The 18,755-nt window shown below is 59.5% G+C and carries 20 protein-coding genes; 18 read left to right on the forward strand and 2 right to left on the reverse strand.

The annotated features are described in order from the left end of the window. The first annotated feature begins 9 nt into the window (after positions 1-9). The 12 genes from G522_RS0123585 (at position 10) to G522_RS30200 (ending at position 13,965) form a co-directional block, all read left to right on the forward strand. Positions 10-1,059 (forward strand): major capsid protein, encoded by a 1,050-nt coding sequence (locus tag G522_RS0123585; RefSeq protein WP_026793134.1) that lies wholly within the window; start codon positions 10-12, stop codon positions 1,057-1,059. A gap of 77 nt (positions 1,060-1,136) precedes the next feature. Further along, a complete protein-coding gene (locus tag G522_RS0123590; protein WP_026793135.1) occupies positions 1,137-1,559 on the forward strand; it encodes a Bbp16 family capsid cement protein in 423 nt (140 codons plus the stop codon). Further along, positions 1,559-1,897, forward strand: a complete 339-nt coding sequence (locus G522_RS0123595) for a hypothetical protein (RefSeq protein ID WP_026793136.1) — start codon at positions 1,559-1,561, stop codon at positions 1,895-1,897. Before G522_RS0123590 ends, G522_RS0123595 begins: the two co-directional genes overlap by 1 nt. Positions 1,898-1,942: 45 nt before the next feature. Next, positions 1,943-2,755 (forward strand): hypothetical protein, encoded by an 813-nt coding sequence (locus G522_RS30195; RefSeq protein WP_156887037.1) that lies wholly within the window; start codon positions 1,943-1,945, stop codon positions 2,753-2,755. Between the two features lie 10 nt (positions 2,756-2,765). Continuing rightward, a complete protein-coding gene (locus G522_RS0123605; RefSeq protein WP_026793138.1) occupies positions 2,766-2,999 on the forward strand; it encodes a hypothetical protein in 234 nt (77 codons plus the stop codon). 74 nt (positions 3,000-3,073) lie between these two features. After that, positions 3,074-3,706: a phage connector family protein gene (locus G522_RS28450; RefSeq protein ID WP_051229175.1), complete on the forward strand. Its 633-nt coding sequence runs from the start codon at positions 3,074-3,076 to the stop codon at positions 3,704-3,706. Next, a complete protein-coding gene (locus G522_RS0123615) occupies positions 3,703-5,799 on the forward strand; it encodes a phage nozzle protein (protein WP_026793139.1) in 2,097 nt (698 codons plus the stop codon). The genes G522_RS28450 and G522_RS0123615 overlap by 4 nt, the downstream gene beginning before the upstream one ends. Further along, entirely contained in the window at positions 5,796-6,254 is a 459-nt protein-coding gene (locus G522_RS0123620; protein ID WP_026793140.1) for a phage protein Gp13 family protein, read from the forward strand. The genes G522_RS0123615 and G522_RS0123620 overlap by 4 nt, the downstream gene beginning before the upstream one ends. Before the next feature lies 1 nt (position 6,255). Further along, positions 6,256-6,786 carry a virion core protein, T7 gp14 family gene (locus G522_RS29300; protein ID WP_051229177.1) on the forward strand — a complete coding sequence of 177 codons (531 nt, stop codon included), beginning with the start codon at positions 6,256-6,258 and terminating at the stop codon, positions 6,784-6,786. A 5-nt stretch (positions 6,787-6,791) separates the two neighbouring features. Next, the gene (locus G522_RS29305; RefSeq protein ID WP_051229179.1) at positions 6,792-9,848 is read left to right on the forward strand and encodes a lysozyme family protein; all 3,057 of its coding nucleotides are present in this window, start codon (positions 6,792-6,794) and stop codon (positions 9,846-9,848) included. Between the two features lie 173 nt (positions 9,849-10,021). Beyond that, positions 10,022-13,822: a coiled-coil domain-containing protein gene (locus G522_RS0123635; RefSeq protein ID WP_156887039.1), complete on the forward strand. Its 3,801-nt coding sequence runs from the start codon at positions 10,022-10,024 to the stop codon at positions 13,820-13,822. Continuing rightward, positions 13,822-13,965, forward strand: a complete 144-nt coding sequence (locus G522_RS30200; protein WP_156887040.1) for a hypothetical protein — start codon at positions 13,822-13,824, stop codon at positions 13,963-13,965. Before G522_RS0123635 ends, G522_RS30200 begins: the two co-directional genes overlap by 1 nt. Before the next feature lie 6 nt (positions 13,966-13,971). On the opposite strand, the gene G522_RS0123645 is transcribed toward G522_RS30200, so the two are convergent. After that, a complete protein-coding gene (locus G522_RS0123645) occupies positions 13,972-14,220 on the reverse strand; it encodes a hypothetical protein (protein ID WP_026793142.1) in 249 nt (82 codons plus the stop codon). Between the two features lie 58 nt (positions 14,221-14,278). Further along, positions 14,279-14,755 (reverse strand): thermonuclease family protein, encoded by a 477-nt coding sequence (locus tag G522_RS0123650; protein WP_026793143.1) that lies wholly within the window; start codon positions 14,753-14,755, stop codon positions 14,279-14,281. 78 nt (positions 14,756-14,833) lie between these two features. Between G522_RS0123650 and G522_RS29310 the strand changes: the two genes are divergently transcribed. The 6 genes from G522_RS29310 (at position 14,834) to G522_RS0123680 (ending at position 18,644) form a co-directional block, all read left to right on the forward strand. Then, on the forward strand, positions 14,834-16,285 hold the full coding sequence (locus G522_RS29310) for a hypothetical protein (RefSeq protein ID WP_026793144.1): 1,452 nt from the start codon (positions 14,834-14,836) through the stop codon (positions 16,283-16,285). Between the two features lie 5 nt (positions 16,286-16,290). After that, a complete protein-coding gene (locus G522_RS0123660; RefSeq protein ID WP_026793145.1) occupies positions 16,291-16,893 on the forward strand; it encodes a hypothetical protein in 603 nt (200 codons plus the stop codon). A 5-nt stretch (positions 16,894-16,898) separates the two neighbouring features. Then, entirely contained in the window at positions 16,899-17,174 is a 276-nt protein-coding gene (locus G522_RS0123665; RefSeq protein WP_156887041.1) for a hypothetical protein, read from the forward strand. A 231-nt stretch (positions 17,175-17,405) separates the two neighbouring features. After that, positions 17,406-17,774 carry a DUF1515 family protein gene (locus tag G522_RS0123670; protein ID WP_169453597.1) on the forward strand — a complete coding sequence of 123 codons (369 nt, stop codon included), beginning with the start codon at positions 17,406-17,408 and terminating at the stop codon, positions 17,772-17,774. A gap of 62 nt (positions 17,775-17,836) precedes the next feature. Further along, entirely contained in the window at positions 17,837-18,067 is a 231-nt protein-coding gene (locus G522_RS0123675; RefSeq protein ID WP_026793148.1) for a DUF7940 domain-containing protein, read from the forward strand. Further along, complete coding sequence (locus G522_RS0123680; RefSeq protein ID WP_026793149.1) at positions 18,057-18,644, forward strand: lysozyme; 588 nt, start codon at positions 18,057-18,059, stop codon at positions 18,642-18,644. Before G522_RS0123675 ends, G522_RS0123680 begins: the two co-directional genes overlap by 11 nt. Positions 18,645-18,755: the final 111 nt, after the last annotated feature.

An 18,755-nucleotide genomic window follows, 5' to 3' on the forward strand; every position in this document is an offset into this window, starting at 1 on the left:
GAATGACACATGGCAACGGTTGGAACCTACTACCCGAACCTGATCGACGCTCAGAAGCAGAGCGCCGAAGGCACGGTTCTCGAAATCCTGGCACAGCAGAACCCGGTTCTGGATGACGCGATGGTCACGACCTGCAACCAGCAGGCCACGCACCGCCACATGATCCGCACCGGTCTGCCCTCCGTCGCCTGGGGACGCCTCTACAAGGGCGTGCCGCAGTCCAAGGCCACCGTGCAGCAGGTCGACGACACCACCGGCTTCCTCGAAGCCCGTTCGGAAATCGACGTTCGCTTGCTCGCTCTCGCCAAGGACGCCGCCAAGCAGCGCCTCACCGACAGCGCGCCGTTCCTGGAAGCGATGAACCAGGAGATGGCGACCGGCATTTTCTACCACGACGTTGCCACCACGCCGGAGAAGTTCAAGGGGCTCGCCGCCCGCTACAACGCCTATTACGACGGCCCGAATTCGACCAAGCCCAACGTTGCGGCTGGTCAGGTCATCGACGGCGGCGGCCGTGGCGCCGACAACACATCGATCTGGTTCGTTACCTGGGGCGATCACGCTACGTCGCTGCTGACGCCAGAGGGCATCCCGACCGGCGTGCAGGTGCAGGACAAGGGCGAGGAAGTGACGCTCGATGCCGCCGGCAACAAGTTCTACGTCAAGTCTACGCTGTTCTCCTGGCACGTCGGCATGTTCGTCAAGGACTGGCGCTACAACGCCCGTATCGCCAACATCGACGTTTCCGACATGCTTTCGGGCTCGGTGGACATCTGGAAGCTGCTGCGTGAGGCCTACTATCGCCTCCAGTCGCGCCGGCTCAACGCCATCTCCAGCCGCATCGCCATCTACATGAACCGCGACGTGCTGGAAATGCTCGACGCTCAGTCGTCCGACCGGTCCTTGGTGAACAACGCCGGCAGCTACAACTACAACGCCCCCGGCCTCAAGCGCGACAACATGGAAGGCAAGGAAGTGCTGACCTATCGCGGCATTCCGATCCGCGAGACGGATGCGCTGCTCAACACCGAGGCCGCCCTCCCGGCCTATTCCGGCTGATGAATTCTGACGCGCCCGCCTAAGCGGGCGCTTCTTTCATCCGACAGGCCGCACGGCCTAGGACAAAGGGAAACACCATGATCTTGGACAATCAGGCGATGTTCTCGGACGCTCAGGCGATCACCGCGACAGCCGCCTCTACCAACACCATCGACTTCGGCCCCATCTCCCCCCGGACCAAGAACCTGGACTTCGGCAAGGGCGATGAAGTCGGCCTGCTCGTCCAGGTCGTCGAGGACTTCAACAACCTGACCTCGCTCCAGATTGATCTGGAACTCGACAGCACCACCACGTTCACGCCTGACAAGACCCTTCCACTCGGCATCTACACCCTGGCTCAGCTCAAGGCCGGCATGCAGATCTACGAGGACGATCTTCCTCGCGGCATCACCCTGCAGTACGGCCGCCTGAAGTACACCGTTACCGGCACAGCGCCGACCACCGGCAAGATCACTGCCGGCATCGTCGCCGGGGTGCAGTCGAACGGGGTGTCTTTCTGATGCGTGTCCGCGCGCTCTACAGGGGCTATATCGGCAGCCGCATCCGAGAGCCCGGCGAGAAGTTCGAAATCGACGACGCGCTGTGGGCGGACAAGAAGCTCCGACCGAAGTGGGTCGAACCTGTCAAGACCGTTCTCGCCCCCGTCGATGTCATCGCCACTGATGAGGATGACGACGACGAAGGCAACAGCGGCGGGACGGCGCTGGAACCTGATGGCAAGCGCGGCCGAAAGAAGAAGGCCGACGACGCCACAGAGCCCGAAGAGCCACAGGGGAACGGTGTAGCCGAAGCGCTCGGCGCTCCTGCGGATTGGGTACCGCAAGCTGCCACCAAGTAAAACCGGGCGGGCTTAGGCCCGCCCTTCTCAAATGGGGCGTTTCAAATGGTGCAGTCGGTTAGTGATCTCTATATGGGCGCGCGCGGTGTTCTGCCGTTCGAGGACCTTTCTCAGTCAGGTGTTGTGTCCGGCTCTATCACCGCAAGCGGTCAAACAGTCGTCGTCCCCGTCGCCGCTCAGAATGGCGCGGTGTTCGCATGGTGGGGGACGTTCGCCGGCATCGCTCTCAGTTTTGAGGCCTGCTATGAGCCGTCTCTATCAAACTGGGTGGCCGCGTCTGCTCAATCGGTAAGCGGCGGGTCGCCGGCTACGTCAGTTTCCAGTATTTCCACGCTGGCGGCATATGAAGTCTACGCCCCTGGAGCGTTGGCGATGCGCATCCGCGCTACGGCTTACACCTCCGGCACGATGAACGTGCGGGCCGTTCCCGTTTCGATGATGCAAGATATCGCGCCGTCCATCGCTGGCGGAAGCGTATCTATCAGCTCGCTCTCTCCGACTGCTGGCTCTGGTGGTTATGGGTTTCCGAACCGCCTGCTATCGGCTGCGGCATCGACGAATGCGACGTCTGTCAAGAGCGCGGCCGGCCGCCTGTATAAAGTGCGCGGCTATAACGCTGCGGCGGCCGTCCGCTACCTCAAGCTCTACAACAAAGCGTCAGCCCCAACAGTCGGGACAGATGTCCCCGTTGCGGTATTCGCACTCAAACCGTCCGATAGCTACGATATCGATTTCGGGCCAATCGGCGAGAGTTTTTCGGTCGGTGTTGCCTTCGCGCTGACCACAGGGTCCGCCGACAGCGATACAGGCGCGCTGACGGCCGGAGATATCGTTGGCCAGAATATCTATTACGCATAAGGAGGAAACCATGCGCTGGCTCATCAATAAAGACGGCGTCAACACGGGCGAGAGCTACGACGACGGCATCATTGAGCCGATGGTTGACGGCCACGGCCCCGGCCCAGGCGATGACGGGTTTACCCGCGACGGTATCGACGCGGAGCTGAAGCGCCGGAACGACGCCAACGACGGGCACACTTATACGGCGGATTATCAGGACGTTACCTGGCCCCCACCTACTGACCTTCAGCCTCCCGAGTGAACGGGAGAACTCCAGTTCATAACGGAAACCATAGGCCCGGATCATCGGGCCTATGTTGTTTCTGAAGGTTGGTCATGGCGTCCATTGTCTCGATCTGCAATCTAGCGCTCAGCAATATCGGCAAGGATACGATCTCATCGCTGGATGACGCCAGCGCGGAAGCGCGATACTGCACGCGCTTTTATGGTCAAGCTAGAGATGCGCTGCTCTCGTCTTATCCGTGGCGCTTCGCCATCGGCCGTCAGGTCTTGTCTGAGCAAGCGAACGACAGGGCAGGCGCGTGGCTTCATGCATTTGCCATGCCGGCCGATGTGCTGTCGGTAAGGTATATCGAGCCCGTGGCGTCGACTACATCGGACTTTATCCCCTATATCGACGACGGCATTTCGAACCCATCGTATAAGTATGACTACTCTGGAGGTGTGCTGTATAGCAACCTGTCGCCATTGGTTCTCGTCTACGTCAAGCGTGTTGAGGATAGCGGGAAGTTTCCGCCGCTGTTTGTTGACGCGCTGGCTTGGCATCTATCGATGCGTCTCGCCATGCCGCTTACGCGAGACATCAACCTGCAACGAAACGCGTCCGGGGCCGCGCAACAGGCGGCGGCTGTTGCTAAGGCGGCTGACGCCAACGACGCCCGCACCACATCGCGGACAGGGTCAACCTACGAGGACGCCCACGATGAACTGAATGGGGTGTTCGAATGAGCACGCGGCTATATCAGCCCGCCTTCGTTGGCGGCGAGCTGTCGCCCGCTCTTTGGGCGAGGACTGATATTGCTCGATACTCGACAGGCCTGAAGCAGGCCAAGAATGTTTTTGTCCACCCGCACGGAGGCATCAGCAACAGACCTGGAACAGAATACCTTGGTGAGACCAAAAGCAGCGCAAACAATAGCGTCCTAATCCCATTCCAGTTCAATGAGACGCAGTCATATGCGCTGGAATTCGGTGTCGGATATATCCGATTTTGGCGCAATGGCGGGTTGATACTGGCGTCAGGCGGCGGTGTCTATGAGATTTCCTCGCCATATGCCGCCGCCGATCTCGCAACACTGTCATTCGCCCAAGAGGCGGATGTGATGTACATCGCGCATCGCGCGTATCCAGTCCGCAAGCTCTCTCGGTATGCGGATAACAACTGGACGTTTGCGGATGTCACGTTCACCCCGGCCATGCAGCCGCCAGCGTCTTGCACGGCCGCCGTCCAGTCGAGCACGTCGGGGAAAACAGGCTACATCGCGCACACCTACCGATACAAGGTCGCGGCCATCAGCGAGGCGACGAGCGAAGAGAGCTTGCCGACTGCTGAGGCGACGTGCGTCAATGATCTATCGATTGACGGCGGTATCAACCGGATTACGTGGCCGGCCGTTACCGGCGCGTCGAAATATGTCGTCTACAAATTCTTGAATGGATCGTTCGGCTATATCGGGTCGACCACCGATCTCTTGCTCGACGATGAGAACATCACCCCGGACAAGGCAGATGGTCCGCAGCAGGGGCGCAATCCATTCTCCGGCGCTGGAAACTACCCCAGGGCCGTCACATTCATCCAGCAGCGGCTTGCCTTAGCCTCGTCGGACAATGAGCCACAGGCCGTCTACATCAGCCAGACGGCCAATTATGAGAATTTCGGCTACGCATCGCCGGCAAAGGACAGCGACAGCATTACGTTTCGGATGCGGGCCCGGCAGATCAACATTATCCAAGCCATGCTTGCCGCCAGATACGGCCTCATGCTGCTGACATCGTCGGCCGAATGGGTTGTGACTGGCGGTTCGAAGTCAGACGCTATTACGCCATCAGCTATCGTCATCGGCAATCAGGGCTACCGTGGGTCACAGCAGCTCCAACCGATCGCCGTTGGCGAAACGATCCTGTTTGCCCAGCGATCGGGCGGCGTTGTCCGTGATTTCTCCTACAGCTACGGAGATGATGCCTGGGTCGGCAAAGACCTGACAATCATGAGCCGCCACCTGTTCAAGGGGAAGAAGATCGTTTCATGGGCCTATGCGCAGGCTAACGAGTCCATCGTTTGGGTGGTGCTAGATGACGGGTCGCTCGTGTCTCTGACCTACATCAAGGAGCAGGATGTATGGGCGTGGACGCGCCACGAAAGCGGACTCGGCGCGAAATATGAATGCGTTATCTGCATCGCCGAAGATGACGAGGATGTGCCATATTTTATTGTCCGCCGCACCGTGAACGGCGTGACAAAGCGCTATGTCGAACGACTGCATAGTCGATCATTCGACGCCATAGACGATGCGTTCTTCGTCGATTGCGGCCTGACATACAGCGGAGCGCCGATCAACACGGTAAGCGGTCTAGGCCACCTTGAGGGCGCTACGGTAGTCGCCCTGGCTGATGGAAACGTGGTGCGCAATCTGACCGTTACGGGCGGCTCTGTCACGCTACCGAACGCGGCGTCGAAAATTCACATCGGCATACCGTACGAAGCGGTTATCCAGACCCTCGCAATCGACATGGGAAACGTGCAGGGCCTTGGCTCGGTGCAAGGGCGTTTCAAGTCTGTATCTGCGGTTATTGCCCGCGTCGAGAACACACGCGGCATCTTCGTCAGCTCCAAGGATGTCGGACGGGATGACGAAAAGATCGTCGAACTCAAGCAGCGGTCTACAGAGGCGTGGGGGTCAGCAATCCAGCCATTCACCGGGGACATCGAAATCACGCCCATGCCAGACTGGAACAGGGATGGGGGTATGTTCATCAAGCAGTTTGATCCGCTGCCGATGACCATTCTCTCTCTTATGCCAGATGTGTCGATGGGCCGATGAGCGCGAAATTCGAATTCGTCCCGGCGACGATGGAACATTGCTTCGATATCGCACCGAGGATGCGTGCGGCCGATGCATTCGAGTGCCTTGCCATGGTTGGACTTCAGCCGCTGGAGGGCATCGCCGCCTCCATGGGGTCATCGGACGCAACCACTGTGCTGATGGACGGGCGACCGGAGCTGATGTTCGGAACGAGCGAAATTAACACCCTTGCCGGCCAAGGTCTCGTTTGGCTCTTGGGAACAGACGCAATATCCCTGAACAGGCGTAAGTTCCTCAGGTATACGCGAGAGTTCAGAAGCATACTCTTCGCAAGATACAAGACGTTGAGGAATGCTGTCTGGGAAGAAAACAAAACGTCAATCCGCTGGCTTGAGTGGCTAGGCGCTGAATTCTTTGATGAAGCCGTTTATTTCTCTGGGTATCGGTTTCTAGTGTTCGAACTGAGGAAATGAAATGTGCGTTGACCCTGCAACTATGATGGCGATCGGCGCTGGTGTTAGTGCCATCAGCTCAGTCGGGCAAGGCGTCGCCGCGAAGCAGGCGGCGGATGCGAACGCAAAGATACAGCAACAGAACGCCATCAGAGCCGACCAACAGGCTCACAACGTCATGACCGCTGGCATGAAGGAAGAGGCCAAGCAGAAAGCCGAGACGACACAGCTGGTCAGCAAGCAGCAAGCGGCCATGGCTGCGAATGGAGTTGATCCGACGTTTGGCTCTCCCCTCGACCTGATGGTTGATACGGCCACGCTAGGCGCTCAAGACGCCGCCGCCATTCGGGCCAGCACCTACCGCAACTATGACGATACGCGGAACCAAGCGGTTTCCTATCGCAATCAGGCGAACGCCTACAAAGCTCAGGGAAGCAATGCCCTCATGTCAGGCATCATCGGTGCGGGAACGTCGATCCTGACCGGCGCGACCGACATCGCGAAGTACAAGGCGACCATGGCGAGCAAGGCATTGGTGCCGGCCGGAGGTTAAATTTAATGCCAGTAGTTCCAGTTTACGAAGCCGACCGCGTCAAGCTCGATCCAGGCATGAACTTCCGCGACAACACCAGCGTGAACGCGGACGCGTTCGGCGGCAATATTGCGCGCGCCGTTGGCGGTCTAGGCGAAGGCATCAGCGCCTACGGTCAGGCGCAAGCCCAGGTCCAGAAGATGCAGGCGCAGTCGCAGGCGCTTGTAGGCGTGCAACAGGCTATGGCCGAAAAGGACCGCCTGTATCTCGGCGACGAGAACACTCAGGGGTATAGCTCTCTTGAGGGAAAGAACGCGGTAGACGCGTTCCCGGACTATCAGAAGAAGTGGAACGACGCCAAAACGAAAATCCGCGCTGGGATCACTGACCCAGTTGCACAGCAGGAATTCGACTACCGCGTCATGGCGGTAGACAACGACGCGCAACGACAGGGGCTTGCCACGCGCGCCGCCGGTCAGAAATCATTTTTCATCGGCGAACATACGTCGGCGATGAATGGGTTTCAGGATCAGGCTATTCAGTCGCCGTCCGATGAGAACCGGTTCAAGACCTACATCGGTAACGGCCTCGCTGAAATCGACGCCCTTGGGGCGAAGCAAGGATGGGGTCCGGAGCGCATTACTCAGGAGCACGCGGGCTATGTGTCGTCAGCGAGAACGAAGGCGGCGGCGTTCCTTGCGCAAACAGACCCGATTGCGGCGCTGACTTACGCCACGACGCACAAGGACGAAATTCTTCCAGACGATGCAATGAACTTGCTCGAAAAGCTCAAGCCGGAGGCCATCTCCGCGGTGAAGCGCGACGCCGCCCACGCGAGCATTTCGACGCCGGCTCCAAACCAGTTTGCCGCCACCGGCCTGCCGCCTATCGCGTATGCGTTCCTAGGCACCACAGCGCAGGGCGAGGCACACAGTTATGATATCCTGAACGGTGGAGGCAAGTTCACCGGATATGCCGATCATCCTCGCCGCGTCGGTCCAGGCGGTGCCAGCACGGCGGCAGGGCGATATCAGTTCGTCGAAGGAACTTGGGACCGAGTATCCAACAAGCTTGGCCTTCCAGACTTCAGCCCTGCGTCTCAAGACAAGGGGGCTTGGTATCTCGCACAAGCGGACTATCGAACGCGCACGGGCCGCAGTCTGGTGGGAGATATAGAGGCCGGTAATTTCGGGGCCATCAGGCGCGGTCTGACCCCGACGTGGGAAAGCTTCGGGCAGATATCCGATGCCGAATTTGGGCGACGTATGGAGTCCCGTCTAAACGGTATTGTGACCATCGGCGGTGTCGGGAAGTCATCGCCGGATTATTTGGCCTCTGCCGGCCAGCCAACCGCAGACGCCATGTCATCCACCTCGCTGTCAACACTTCGCCCACCGAAGCCGACAATGGGTGACGTGACTTTCTCCCCGGATGTCGAGGCGGCCTTGTCCGGGCTTCCCCCAGCTTACGCCGATCAGTTGCGTCAGTCGGCGGTCGCCGGAGTTGCGGCCGATCAGGCTGAGGCGCTGAAGGCACAGAAGGCCGCAAGCGTTGCGCAGGAGGATCATTACAAGCTCCGCATCGCGACCAGCGACGACACCCTGTCCGTGAACGACATCGTTGAGGACCCTAGTCTTGACGAAGGGCAGAAGGCCGGACTCGTCAATTCGTACAATGAAAAGAACAAGAAGGAGCTTGAGGCTCGCGACAACATCCGCAGTTTCGCGAACGGAAACCTGATGGTCGACGGCTACACGGAGGCGGGCAGAAAAGCCAATGATGCCGTTTGGGACAAGGTGTCATCCTCGGTCAAGCCCGAACAGAGGATGCCGGTCCTTGGCGAACTTATCCGCCAGACGAACACCGTTCCGACCTCGATCACCAATAGCATTCGCGGCAATCTGGACAGCCGAAATCCTGCCCGCGTGCTGGACGCCATGCAGATGTCGCAGCAAATCCAGACGATATCCCAAACGGCGTTCAAGGGTGAGGGCGGAGATATCGCGTCAAAGGCCGGCACTGATTACCGCCACATGGTCGATGACCTTGGGTACTCCCCACAGGAAGCCGTTGCTCATTATCTCGCTGTGACCGACCCTGCCAAGCAGCGCATTGTTGACGAGAAGGAAGTCAACAAACTTACCGAAAAGGTCAATGTAGGTACTGTTACAGGGCTATTCAGCAATTGGCATTCGTTCTCGCCTGCCGCCGGGTTTGACCCGAAGCAGAGCGCAACGATGGTTGCCGATTATAAAGAATTGCTCAAGAACGAATACGAGGAAGTTGCTGACCCTACGATCGCCAAGGGGCGGGCCGATATGATGTTTCGGCGTCTGTACGGCGTTACAAACGCAACGGGGTCGAGCATCGTCATAAAGTACCCACCGGAGAACTATCATCCTCCGGTCAATGGCTCGTACTCATACCTCAACGAGCAACTGATTGCCGATGTCGGCAAAGGGCCAAAGGGAGACATCACCCCGGATATGATCCACATTGAGCCGGCCCCGAACACAGCGGCGCGCATTGCTGCTGGGCAAGCGCCTGCTTATGTCGTGACGATCTGGCGCAAGGGCGCTGATGGCCTGCCCACCGTGGACATGACGAAGGATGGCTTAGGGCTTGTGTTCGACCCGGCGGCGGCGATGACGGCCGCGAGAGAGAAGCAAGCCCCAGATAATCAGCGCGAATTCAACGTTGCCCGCGAGCAGCAGAATTGGAAACGTGGGGAGCCTGTCGCAGTCGGGGCGGATGCCAAACCACTTCAGAAAGTGACGGCCGATGACATGCCGTCCGTTACGTGGAGCGGCGCGGGAAGACAGGCAGTAGCCGTACCCGTCACACCGGATGAACGGCAGAGGCAAGCAGACGCGGAAAATGCTGCTAATGAGCAGGATAGAGCTGACCTCAAGCGGAAGCTCGAAGAGGCTCAGGCACCGTTTGATGTGCTGAATGCCAACCGTAATGAAATGACGCAAGAGCCGCCTGCACCAACGAGGCCTCCAAAAACTGTTGCTCCGGCGCGGCCGGCCGCGCCGCTGATGGGTGCGCAGCGTGAAAAGAACTTGAAGGGTGGGAAATAATGCCTTGGATTAAGCTGGACAGCCTCCCTGGAAACGTCGGCGTGGAGCCGCGCCCGCTTGCCGACACGACGGAGGACACCACATCTCCGGGGCTCGTACCCGTTATGAACGCGGCGTTTCGGCAAGGGAACACTATCGGGTCGGCCGCATCGTCAAAGATGTGGTCTGCCGACATGGACACGCAGACGCCGGGCTTCGACCCCTTCGCGAAAGCAAAGGGGACGGTCTACGAGAATTATCCGGATCGGCTCGCGGAGGTTTACAACCAGAACGCTTACGATCATCTGACGCAACAAATCGACATGGAGAACGCCGACCGGAAGACCCTGAGCGAGGCGGGCTTTGGCGGGACTGTCGCGTCTGTCGCCGCAGGGGTGTTAGATTGGCCGACGTTGATCCCTGCCGGGCGAATGGTCCAGTCCGCAGCAATCGGTTATGACGTGGCTAAATCCGCCCTGGCGGGCGGCATAGCCGGCGCTGTGGGTGCCGGCGCACAGTCGGCAGCTCTACAGGCAACACAGGTTACCCGCACACCGGAAGAGAATGCCATCGCCGTAGGTGGCGGCGCACTGCTCGGCGGCCTGCTGGGGGCGGCCGGGTCGAAACTGCTCGATAACGTCGCATGGAACAAGGCGGCGGCCGAGCTTGAGCGGGATGTCTACTCTACGGAACCGCTCGCGTCTGACGTGGCCGAAGCCGATATGAAGAGCCTCTTGGATGAGGCGGCCACATCAGCCCCGACCACTCAGGCCGCTCCGGCGTCGGCAGGCGCGGCGGCGGTTGACGCTCCAAGCAAGGATGCCTTGACAGTTTATGGTCGCGTGGCGCGCGCCGCGACCAACGCAACAGCCCAGATGAACCCGCTTCTTCGTGCCCTGACATCACCATCGGCGGAAACGCGCAACATCCTGCTCAACCTCGTCGAGAACCCGATCTATCTCAAGGCGAACTACGCCGGACAGGCGTCGGCGCGCGCCGTGGAGACCATCGTCAAGGCCTATGACGGAGCATACGTCAAAGCCATGGAGAGCACCAAGTCCGCATGGGTTACCGCCCGCAAAGGCGGCGAGAAGATGGGCTATGACGAATTCCGGTCGCGCGTGGGGCAGGCCATGCGGACGGGGGACATCGACGCGGCTGGGAATTCGTTCGTTACCGAGCAGGCGCAGAACTGGCGCAAGACCGTGTTTGACCCGCTCAAGCAGAAGGCGATTGATGCCGGGATGCTTCCAGAGGATGTCAGCGTTGAGACGGCCGACAGCTATTTCACGCGCATGTATGACGTGCGGAAGATCGAGGGTCAGGAGCCGCAGTTCAAGCAGATCGTCCGCGAATGGATGATGGACAACATTGCGCAGCAGGAGAAGGCCGCCACTGATGCGCACGCCGAAAGGTCGGCCTATTGGTCATCGCAGATCGCGGACTTGGAGCTGAGAAAGGAAGACAGCCAGGCGCTTCTCAATTCTTTGCCGGCCCAACTGAAAGCGATGAAAGAGGCGAACCCGGCGTTTGCGGAGACCGACGCCAGCTTGAGCGATATCCGCGCCCGGCTGTCTAGCGCCCGAAAGGCTTCGGCTCCAATGCAGACCATCAAGGGTCTTGAGCAAGAGCTGAAGACGGCCACTGCGAACGCCGGCCCGGACTATGCAAAATATGCATCTGACCGGGCGGCGATCAATGCGCGCGTTTCCCGCATCCGAAACAACATCGTCGGCCGGCAGGGGATTGTTGACGAACTTCATGCCCGCATCGCCGCCATGGAAGGCGAAAATCTTGACAGGCTCGGCCGCCTGCATAAGGCGCTGACCGGCCTGGATGAGCGCATAGACCTGACGCCAAAGCAGATCGCAGCCGAACTGGAGAAGGCTCGGAACGATTTCGCTCAGATCCTCGAAAGGTCGAACAAGGCACAAGACCGGCTGGCGAAAGCGAAGGCAGCACGGGAGGCAAAGGCGGCTTCGCTTGCCGAGAAGGGCGATACCGTTGCCGCGAATGACCTTGCACACCAAGGCGACTTAGGAGACCCGTTCGTTTCCGAGGCGAAGAACATCAGCCGGCTCGCCGACCTCGCCGAGGAGATCGAGCGTCTGGAAAAGATCGACCCGGAAGCGGCCTTGGCCGAACTCCGCAATGCTGTATCAAACCGTATGGAGCAGACGGCGGGGCTGGTCGAGGCGAGCACTCGTCGCATGGCTGATTTGGTGGCGCGCGCCGAGAGGTACAATCCAGACGTGGCACGGGCCGCCGTTGAGCGGCTCAAGGGAAAGATTGCCGCGTCCGAAGCAAAGGTTTCCGAGCTTACGGACATGCTTCCGGCCGAACGACAAGTCTATGTCGAGGAGGCCGTAAATAGCATCTACAACAAGATCACCGGTCGGGCGATCGACACGCAAGGGGACAGTCCGTTCCGTGTTGTTGCAAATTCTCGCGGCCCGATGAAAGAGCGCACGTTCACTATTCCTGATGCGAAGATTGCTTCGTTTCTCATCGACGATATCGAACATGTAGCCCACCGATACACGCGGACAATGGGCGCTGATATCGAGCTGTCGAACGTGTCGCGTCGGCTTGGTGGGGACGGGAAGCCCGATCTAAAGTCGATGATTGAGCGCATCCGCAAGGACTATGATCAACAGAGGTTGGCGGCCCCTGATGAGAAGGCGCGAGTGAAGCTCAACGATCGAGAGAAGGCCGATATACGCGACCTTGAGGCAGTGCGCGATATGCTGCGTGGTCAGTACATGGCCGGCGCGAATTCGTCCGGATGGGCAAAGGTGCTGAATGCTGCCATGGCGTTCAACTATATGCGCACCATGGGCGGCGTTGTGCTGTCTAGCCTGACAGATATCGGCCGGCCGATCATGGTTCATGGAATGCAGCGTTGGATAGGGGACGGTGTCGTCCCGTTAGTCACCAACCTGAAGGCGTTCAAGATGGCGGCGGGGGAAGCCAAATCCGCCGGCGTCGTCGGTGAGCAAGTCCGCAACGCGACACTGGCGACCTACGGGGAACTGACGAACCCGTATGGCATCGGCTCTCCGTTTGAACGGCTCGTCAACAACACGGCCCGCATGTTCTCCAAGGCAACCCTTATGCCTATGTGGGATGACTACCAGAAGGCTTTCTCAAGCGTCATTACACAGAACCGCATCCTGAAGAACGCGGAGAAGTGGGGTTCCTTGGCGGCCAAGGAAAAGGCCTATATGAACTTCCTTGGCATCGATCAGTCTATGTCGGAGCGCATCCTTGCTCAGTTTCAGGAGCATGGCCAAGTCCTGAAGACGATCAGAGCTGCGAACACCGAGGCATGGACGGATGATCTGGCGCGCGAAGCCTACCGCTCCGCCATCGCAAAGGACGTGGGCAGCATCATCGTAACGAAGGGGCTCGCCGACGTGCCGCTGTTCATGCACACCCCAGCCGGACGAGCCCTGTCGCAGTTCCGTGGCTTCGCCATGGCGGCCCATCAGCGCGCGTTTCTACGGGGGTTGCAGGAAGACCAAGCTGCTATGGTATCCGGCCTCATAGTCTCGACTACCATCGGGGCGTTCATTTACTATCTGAAGACAATTGAGGCCGGACGATCGGATGATTTGTCCGATAATCCTGGTCGGTTCATCGCAGAGGGAGTAGACCGTAGCGGTTTGTTCCCATATCTGTTCGAGGTCAACAACACAGCAGAGAAGATCGGCATTCCCGGCATCTACGCCGGCCTGCAGAAGCTTTGGCCGGACAGGATGCAAAAGCAGCCGGCGTCCCGGTTCGCGTCTCGGTCGGCTGTGGACAGCTATCTTGGGCCGACCGTTGGTGCGGCAAAGGACGTGATGGACGTAGCTGGGGCAGCGTTTCGCGGGGACATGTCGCCGTCCGATATTGCGGCGATGCGGCGGCTAACTCCTGGGGCGTCGTTGCCGCAGATCAGGTGGGCTATTGATGGGACAATCGTCCCAGAGATGAAAGAGGCTGTGAAATAATGGCAGACAAGATTTTCATTGGTCTCGCCATCATTGGCTTCGCCGTATTCGTGGTGCTCCTACCGCCGGGGCATGGCGGAACGGCTGGGCAATATGGCGATGAGGGGACATGCATCAGCGGCCGTTTCAAGGATGACTGCTGAACGTGATCAGGCAAAGTCGCGTCTGATGAGCTTACCAATGGAAAAGGTAATGCACGGGGCGCATAGCGTGGCAAGGATCGAGACGTAGTCGAACTGACCGGACAGGATGTCAGCCACTGGTGAGAAGGCTATTGCAACAACGAGCGCAACGGGGAACCCGATAATGCGCGGAGTTTTCAATAGACCGAGTACGAGCGACAAAATAGCCGCAACGTCAATCAACTTGACGGCAGTTAGCGCGGCAAAAGCAATCATTCTACGCCCCCATTGAACGCAACCTATAGCGGAAAGCGATCGTCAGGTCACCACGGCGTCAGCATGCCCGCCCTCTGAACGCGCACGGCATCTCAAACCGGCCGGCCCATACCCCAAGCCGGCCGGCGCGCGCCCGGTTCTGGTCTCCAGCATATCTGCCACGGCTGTATTTGGGCCAATCGATCGCGTAGCCGTTGGCAACCAGCCAGCGGTTCACTTCCGTGCCATCGGCGCGCTGGCAAATGGCAACGACGCGCTCGTAACTCCGTCCTGTCGGTCGGCACTTGATCGGCTGCGATGCCGACAAGAACTTATCCAGCGCGTTTGCCGAGACTTGACCACACCGGTAAGTCCGCCCGGTCGCATCCCAACACGTCTGCCGGCTCTCTGGCGCGTCGACTCCGTCCAGGCGGACGCGTGTCCCGTGAATATCGATGGTGTCTCCATCTACCGGGATAGCAGCCCCGATGATGTTTGCAGCATGCGCAAGGCTAGCGATCGTCAGTGTGGCGGCTATAGCAAAAATACGTAGCATAACCGCCAGTCTACCACTGCTCCGGATTTGCTGGAAACCCCTTGGCGCTATGTTCTTGCCAACAGAGCAGGGCGCGACATGACCATTTCGAGCGAGACAAATCGATCCGGCCCATACAGCTGTAACGGGGCTACCACAATATTTCCGTTCCAGTTCAAAGTCTATGCCGCGAGCCACGTCAAGGCCATCCTGTTTTCCTCTGACGGATCGCAATCCGTTCTCGCGCTCAATACCGACTACACGGTGACAGGCGTTGGCAGCGATACTGGCGGGTCGATCGTTACAAGCGTTGCTTATCCGGCCGGCAAGACGCTGACGATCCTGCTTAATGTCCCGTTCACTCAGGACATCGACCTTGAAAATCAAGGAGCATATTACGCTGAGACGATAGAGCGCGGCCTAGACCTGATGGCTCAGCGCGTGTTGCAGTTGGCAGAGAAGATCAAGCGCGCATTCACAGCGCCAGCCAACATAGCTGACGGCGCGGAAATCGACCCGACGTTATTGGAACAGATCGCGGGTAACGCCGGGGCCATTGCGAACTACAAGGACGAGGCCCAGGCAGCGGCGACGTCCGCAACGATCAGCGCGGCCAATGCCCAGACCAGCGCGACGGCGGCGGCAGCCAGCGCGGCGACTGCTCAGACATTCTCTGGCGTCGCCCGCCGTATTATCTCCTTCACCGCGGCGGCCGGGCAGACGGTCTTCCCCTTGGGCGAGACGCTTGCCAACCCGGCGGCGTGTGATGTCTACCACGAGGGCGTGAAATTTCCGCAGGGGAGCGATAACTACACGCTGACATCAACGACGCTGACGCTGGCGAATGCAGCCAGCGTTGGGGAGAAGGTGGAAGTATTCGTCATCAGCTCATTCGCGGTGGCTGGTGCCCTCGTGCCGGCGAACAATCTTTCCGATGTCTCCAACCAAGCGGCAGCCAGAACGAACCTCGGTTTAGGCAGCGCGGCGGTAAAGAATACCGGGGTCGCGGCCGGGAACGTGATCGCCTTGGACGGCTCGGCGAAACTCCCCGCTGTTGACGGAAGCCAGTTGACCGGCCTTGTGCGAAGCGTGGGAAGTGTGCCCCTGGCCGGCGCGGCGTTCAAGGACATTACCGGAATTCCGGCCGGTGCGCGTCGCATAACAATCGACTTGACTGCCGTTTCCAGAGCTACGGGCACAGCAGACAGCCTGCAAGTGCAGCTCGGTACTACTGCCGGCGTTGTGACAACAGGATATGCCGGCACTCTTTTCGGCGTGAATGCCGCCGTTGGCTATGGGACGACGGCCTTGTCTGCGGGCGCTCTTGTTGGCTGCGGCGGTGGCGGGGCTTCTAACGCATGTTATGCCCTGTACGAGCTGTTCAATCTATCCGGGAACCTGTGGAAGGTTGTCGCTCATTTCGCAGACGGCACTAGAGCAGGATTTACCGTTGGGTATGTTTCGCTTCCTGGCGTCCTCGACCGCATTAGGGTCGGGACGGACACCGGGGCGAACATGACGGGCGGCAACGCCTATGTGTATTGGGAGTAACCCCCGTGACGCTTGCTAAAGATATCATCGCTCTGGCTCGTCGCGGTGTCGGCGTCCTTGCCAACAACCTTCTTGCGCTGGACGGAAGCGCCAAGCTCCCGGCAGTTGACGGAAGCCAATTGACCGGGCTGCTGAAGGGTGGGGCAACCGTCACCCTGACGGGCACAGCGGTCGACGTGACCGGAATTCCGGCGACAGCAAAACGCATCACTATCGCGCTGGATAATCTGAGCCTGTCCGGGACAGCCCATGCGCTTTTGCAGCTCGGAACTTCCTCCGGTGTCGAGAATACCGGGTATGTTTCTGACGCGTCCATCTCTACGACTGGCTCCGGTGGTTCGGGTGGCAATCAAACCTCCGGCTTTTGGGCTGGTTGGGCCGGTGGCGCGGCTGTCGTCTCGTCATCTATTCTTACGCTAGTTAAGGGTAGCGGCAACAAGTGGATTGCTAGTCTAGCAGGCGGCGTGGATAACGGGTCTTCGGTCTATTACGGGTTCGTTTCTGGCGGCAATAAGTTGCTCGGAGGCGTTCTTGATCGCATCAGGCTTACGTCTACCAACGGAACAGACACGTTCGACCTCGGGACAGCTACTGTCTATTGGGAGTGATCGCCGTGCGGATTGTTGTTGATCTGGAGACAGGCGCTACCACGGAGCTTGACGATTTGCCGATCGACCCGCCGACAATCGAGGAGCAAGTATCCGCCGCCATTGCTGCCGTCGATGTAACCTATGATCACAAGTTTGATCAGATGCGGAAGGACATCGCCACGGTGAACCTTTTGGGCGGCCCGAATATGGCCGAGAATGTCGCAGCTCTACAGACGAAATATGCCAGCACGTGGGATGAATACAGCGCGGCCCTAATTGCCGCAATGCCGGAGGGTTAAGCCATGCGGTGCCCTAAGTGCCTATCCCCTAATATCTATCGATATCTGACATATCTGTGGAAGTGCGGAAGCTGCGGGATTGTCTTCTCAGCCCCGGAACCTGATGCCATCGTGGCTGGTACTGAGGGCATCAACGACGGCGCGAAAGATGTCCAGTCCGCACCGGATGCCGCCGATCCCATCACCAGTAAGTGAGCAAGCATGCCTCAGAGCTTCCAAGGCGGCGACATAATGGGCCAAATCCTCGTCAAGCTCGGTGAGCTTGGGGCGAGCGTCGGGCAACTCCGTGATGATTTCAACGACGAAAAGACCGCCGCCAGTACCAACCGCGCTGCCATTCATCGCCGCCTAGATGAGCAGGCACAAGGAATGGCTGACGTGAAGACCGAACTAGCACTCAGTCGGCAGCTGGTAGAGACACTTGCCCAAACACAGGCGGAAACCGTTCTCCCTGCCGTGGACGACTGGCAGGGCATGAAGAGAACCGGCCTAACAATCGTTGGCTTCCTCGCCCTTGGCGGCGTCAGCGTCGGGGCGGGATTGACTTGGTTTTCCGATCAGGCGTCGATGATCGTGCGCCACTGGCTTCGGATCGGCTGACCCGGCGACAAAGGAAACCTCTTGCGCGTACCCTGTTGCTCTAATCGCAACGGGGTAGCAGGATGAAGAAACCGAAGCTGATACCGAACGCCGGGAAGGTGCTGCGCCATTCGTGGACATCTCACATTCTCATCATCGGCGGGCTGCTGACGGCGGCCGAAGCCGTCCTTCCGTATCTTGCCGGTACGAGCTTCATTCCGCCGAACGTGTTCCCGTTCGTGGCGTTCGCTATCGTCTTCGCGGCCTTCATCGCTCGCTACCTCCTTCAGGGGGTTTTCCACGATGACTGCTAAGCTGACCGCGACGAAGAGGGCGAGGACGGCCATCGCTGCCGTGGTGCTCGCCGCCGGTGCCGGCGGCACGGTGGCCCTTATGCCTGGCTCTTCGCCTGTCCCTGACGATGTTGCCCTTGCTGTTGATGTTCTGGTCAAGCCGTGGGAAGGCAGATCACTGACCGCCTATCTCGACACGATCGCCAAGCCGCCCGTCTGGACGATCTGCGACGGCGACACGGACAACGTGAAACGGGGCACAGTCGAAACTCCGAAGGGCTGTGACAGCCGCTTGTCGACCAAGATCGACCGCGACTATCGGGCCAAGCTCGTTGCCTGCATTCCCAATTGGGACAAAGCCCCCCTGTCCTGGCGAGCGATGATGGATTCGCTTGCATGGAACATCGGGGCCGATGCCGCCTGCGGCTCGACGGCGGCTCGGCTTGGCAGGGCCGGGCATTGGCTGGAAAGCTGCTCGGCCGCCACGGCCTTCAATCGTGCCGGTGGCCGAATGGTGGTCGGTCTCGCCCGGCGGCGCGGCATGGGCGATGCATCGCGCATCGGCGAAGGCGAGCTTTGCGCCTCGGGGGTGCTGTGATGTTCGGCCTTCTCGACAAGATCGGCACCACGGCCGCCGCCATCGCCGGAGTGGTGGCCGGCGTCCTTCTGACATTTTCGGGCATGACCGTTTTTATCTGGCTGGTTCATG

The organism is Pleomorphomonas oryzae DSM 16300, from assembly GCF_000422965.1.
Lineage (GTDB): Bacteria > Pseudomonadota > Alphaproteobacteria > Rhizobiales > Pleomorphomonadaceae > Pleomorphomonas > Pleomorphomonas oryzae.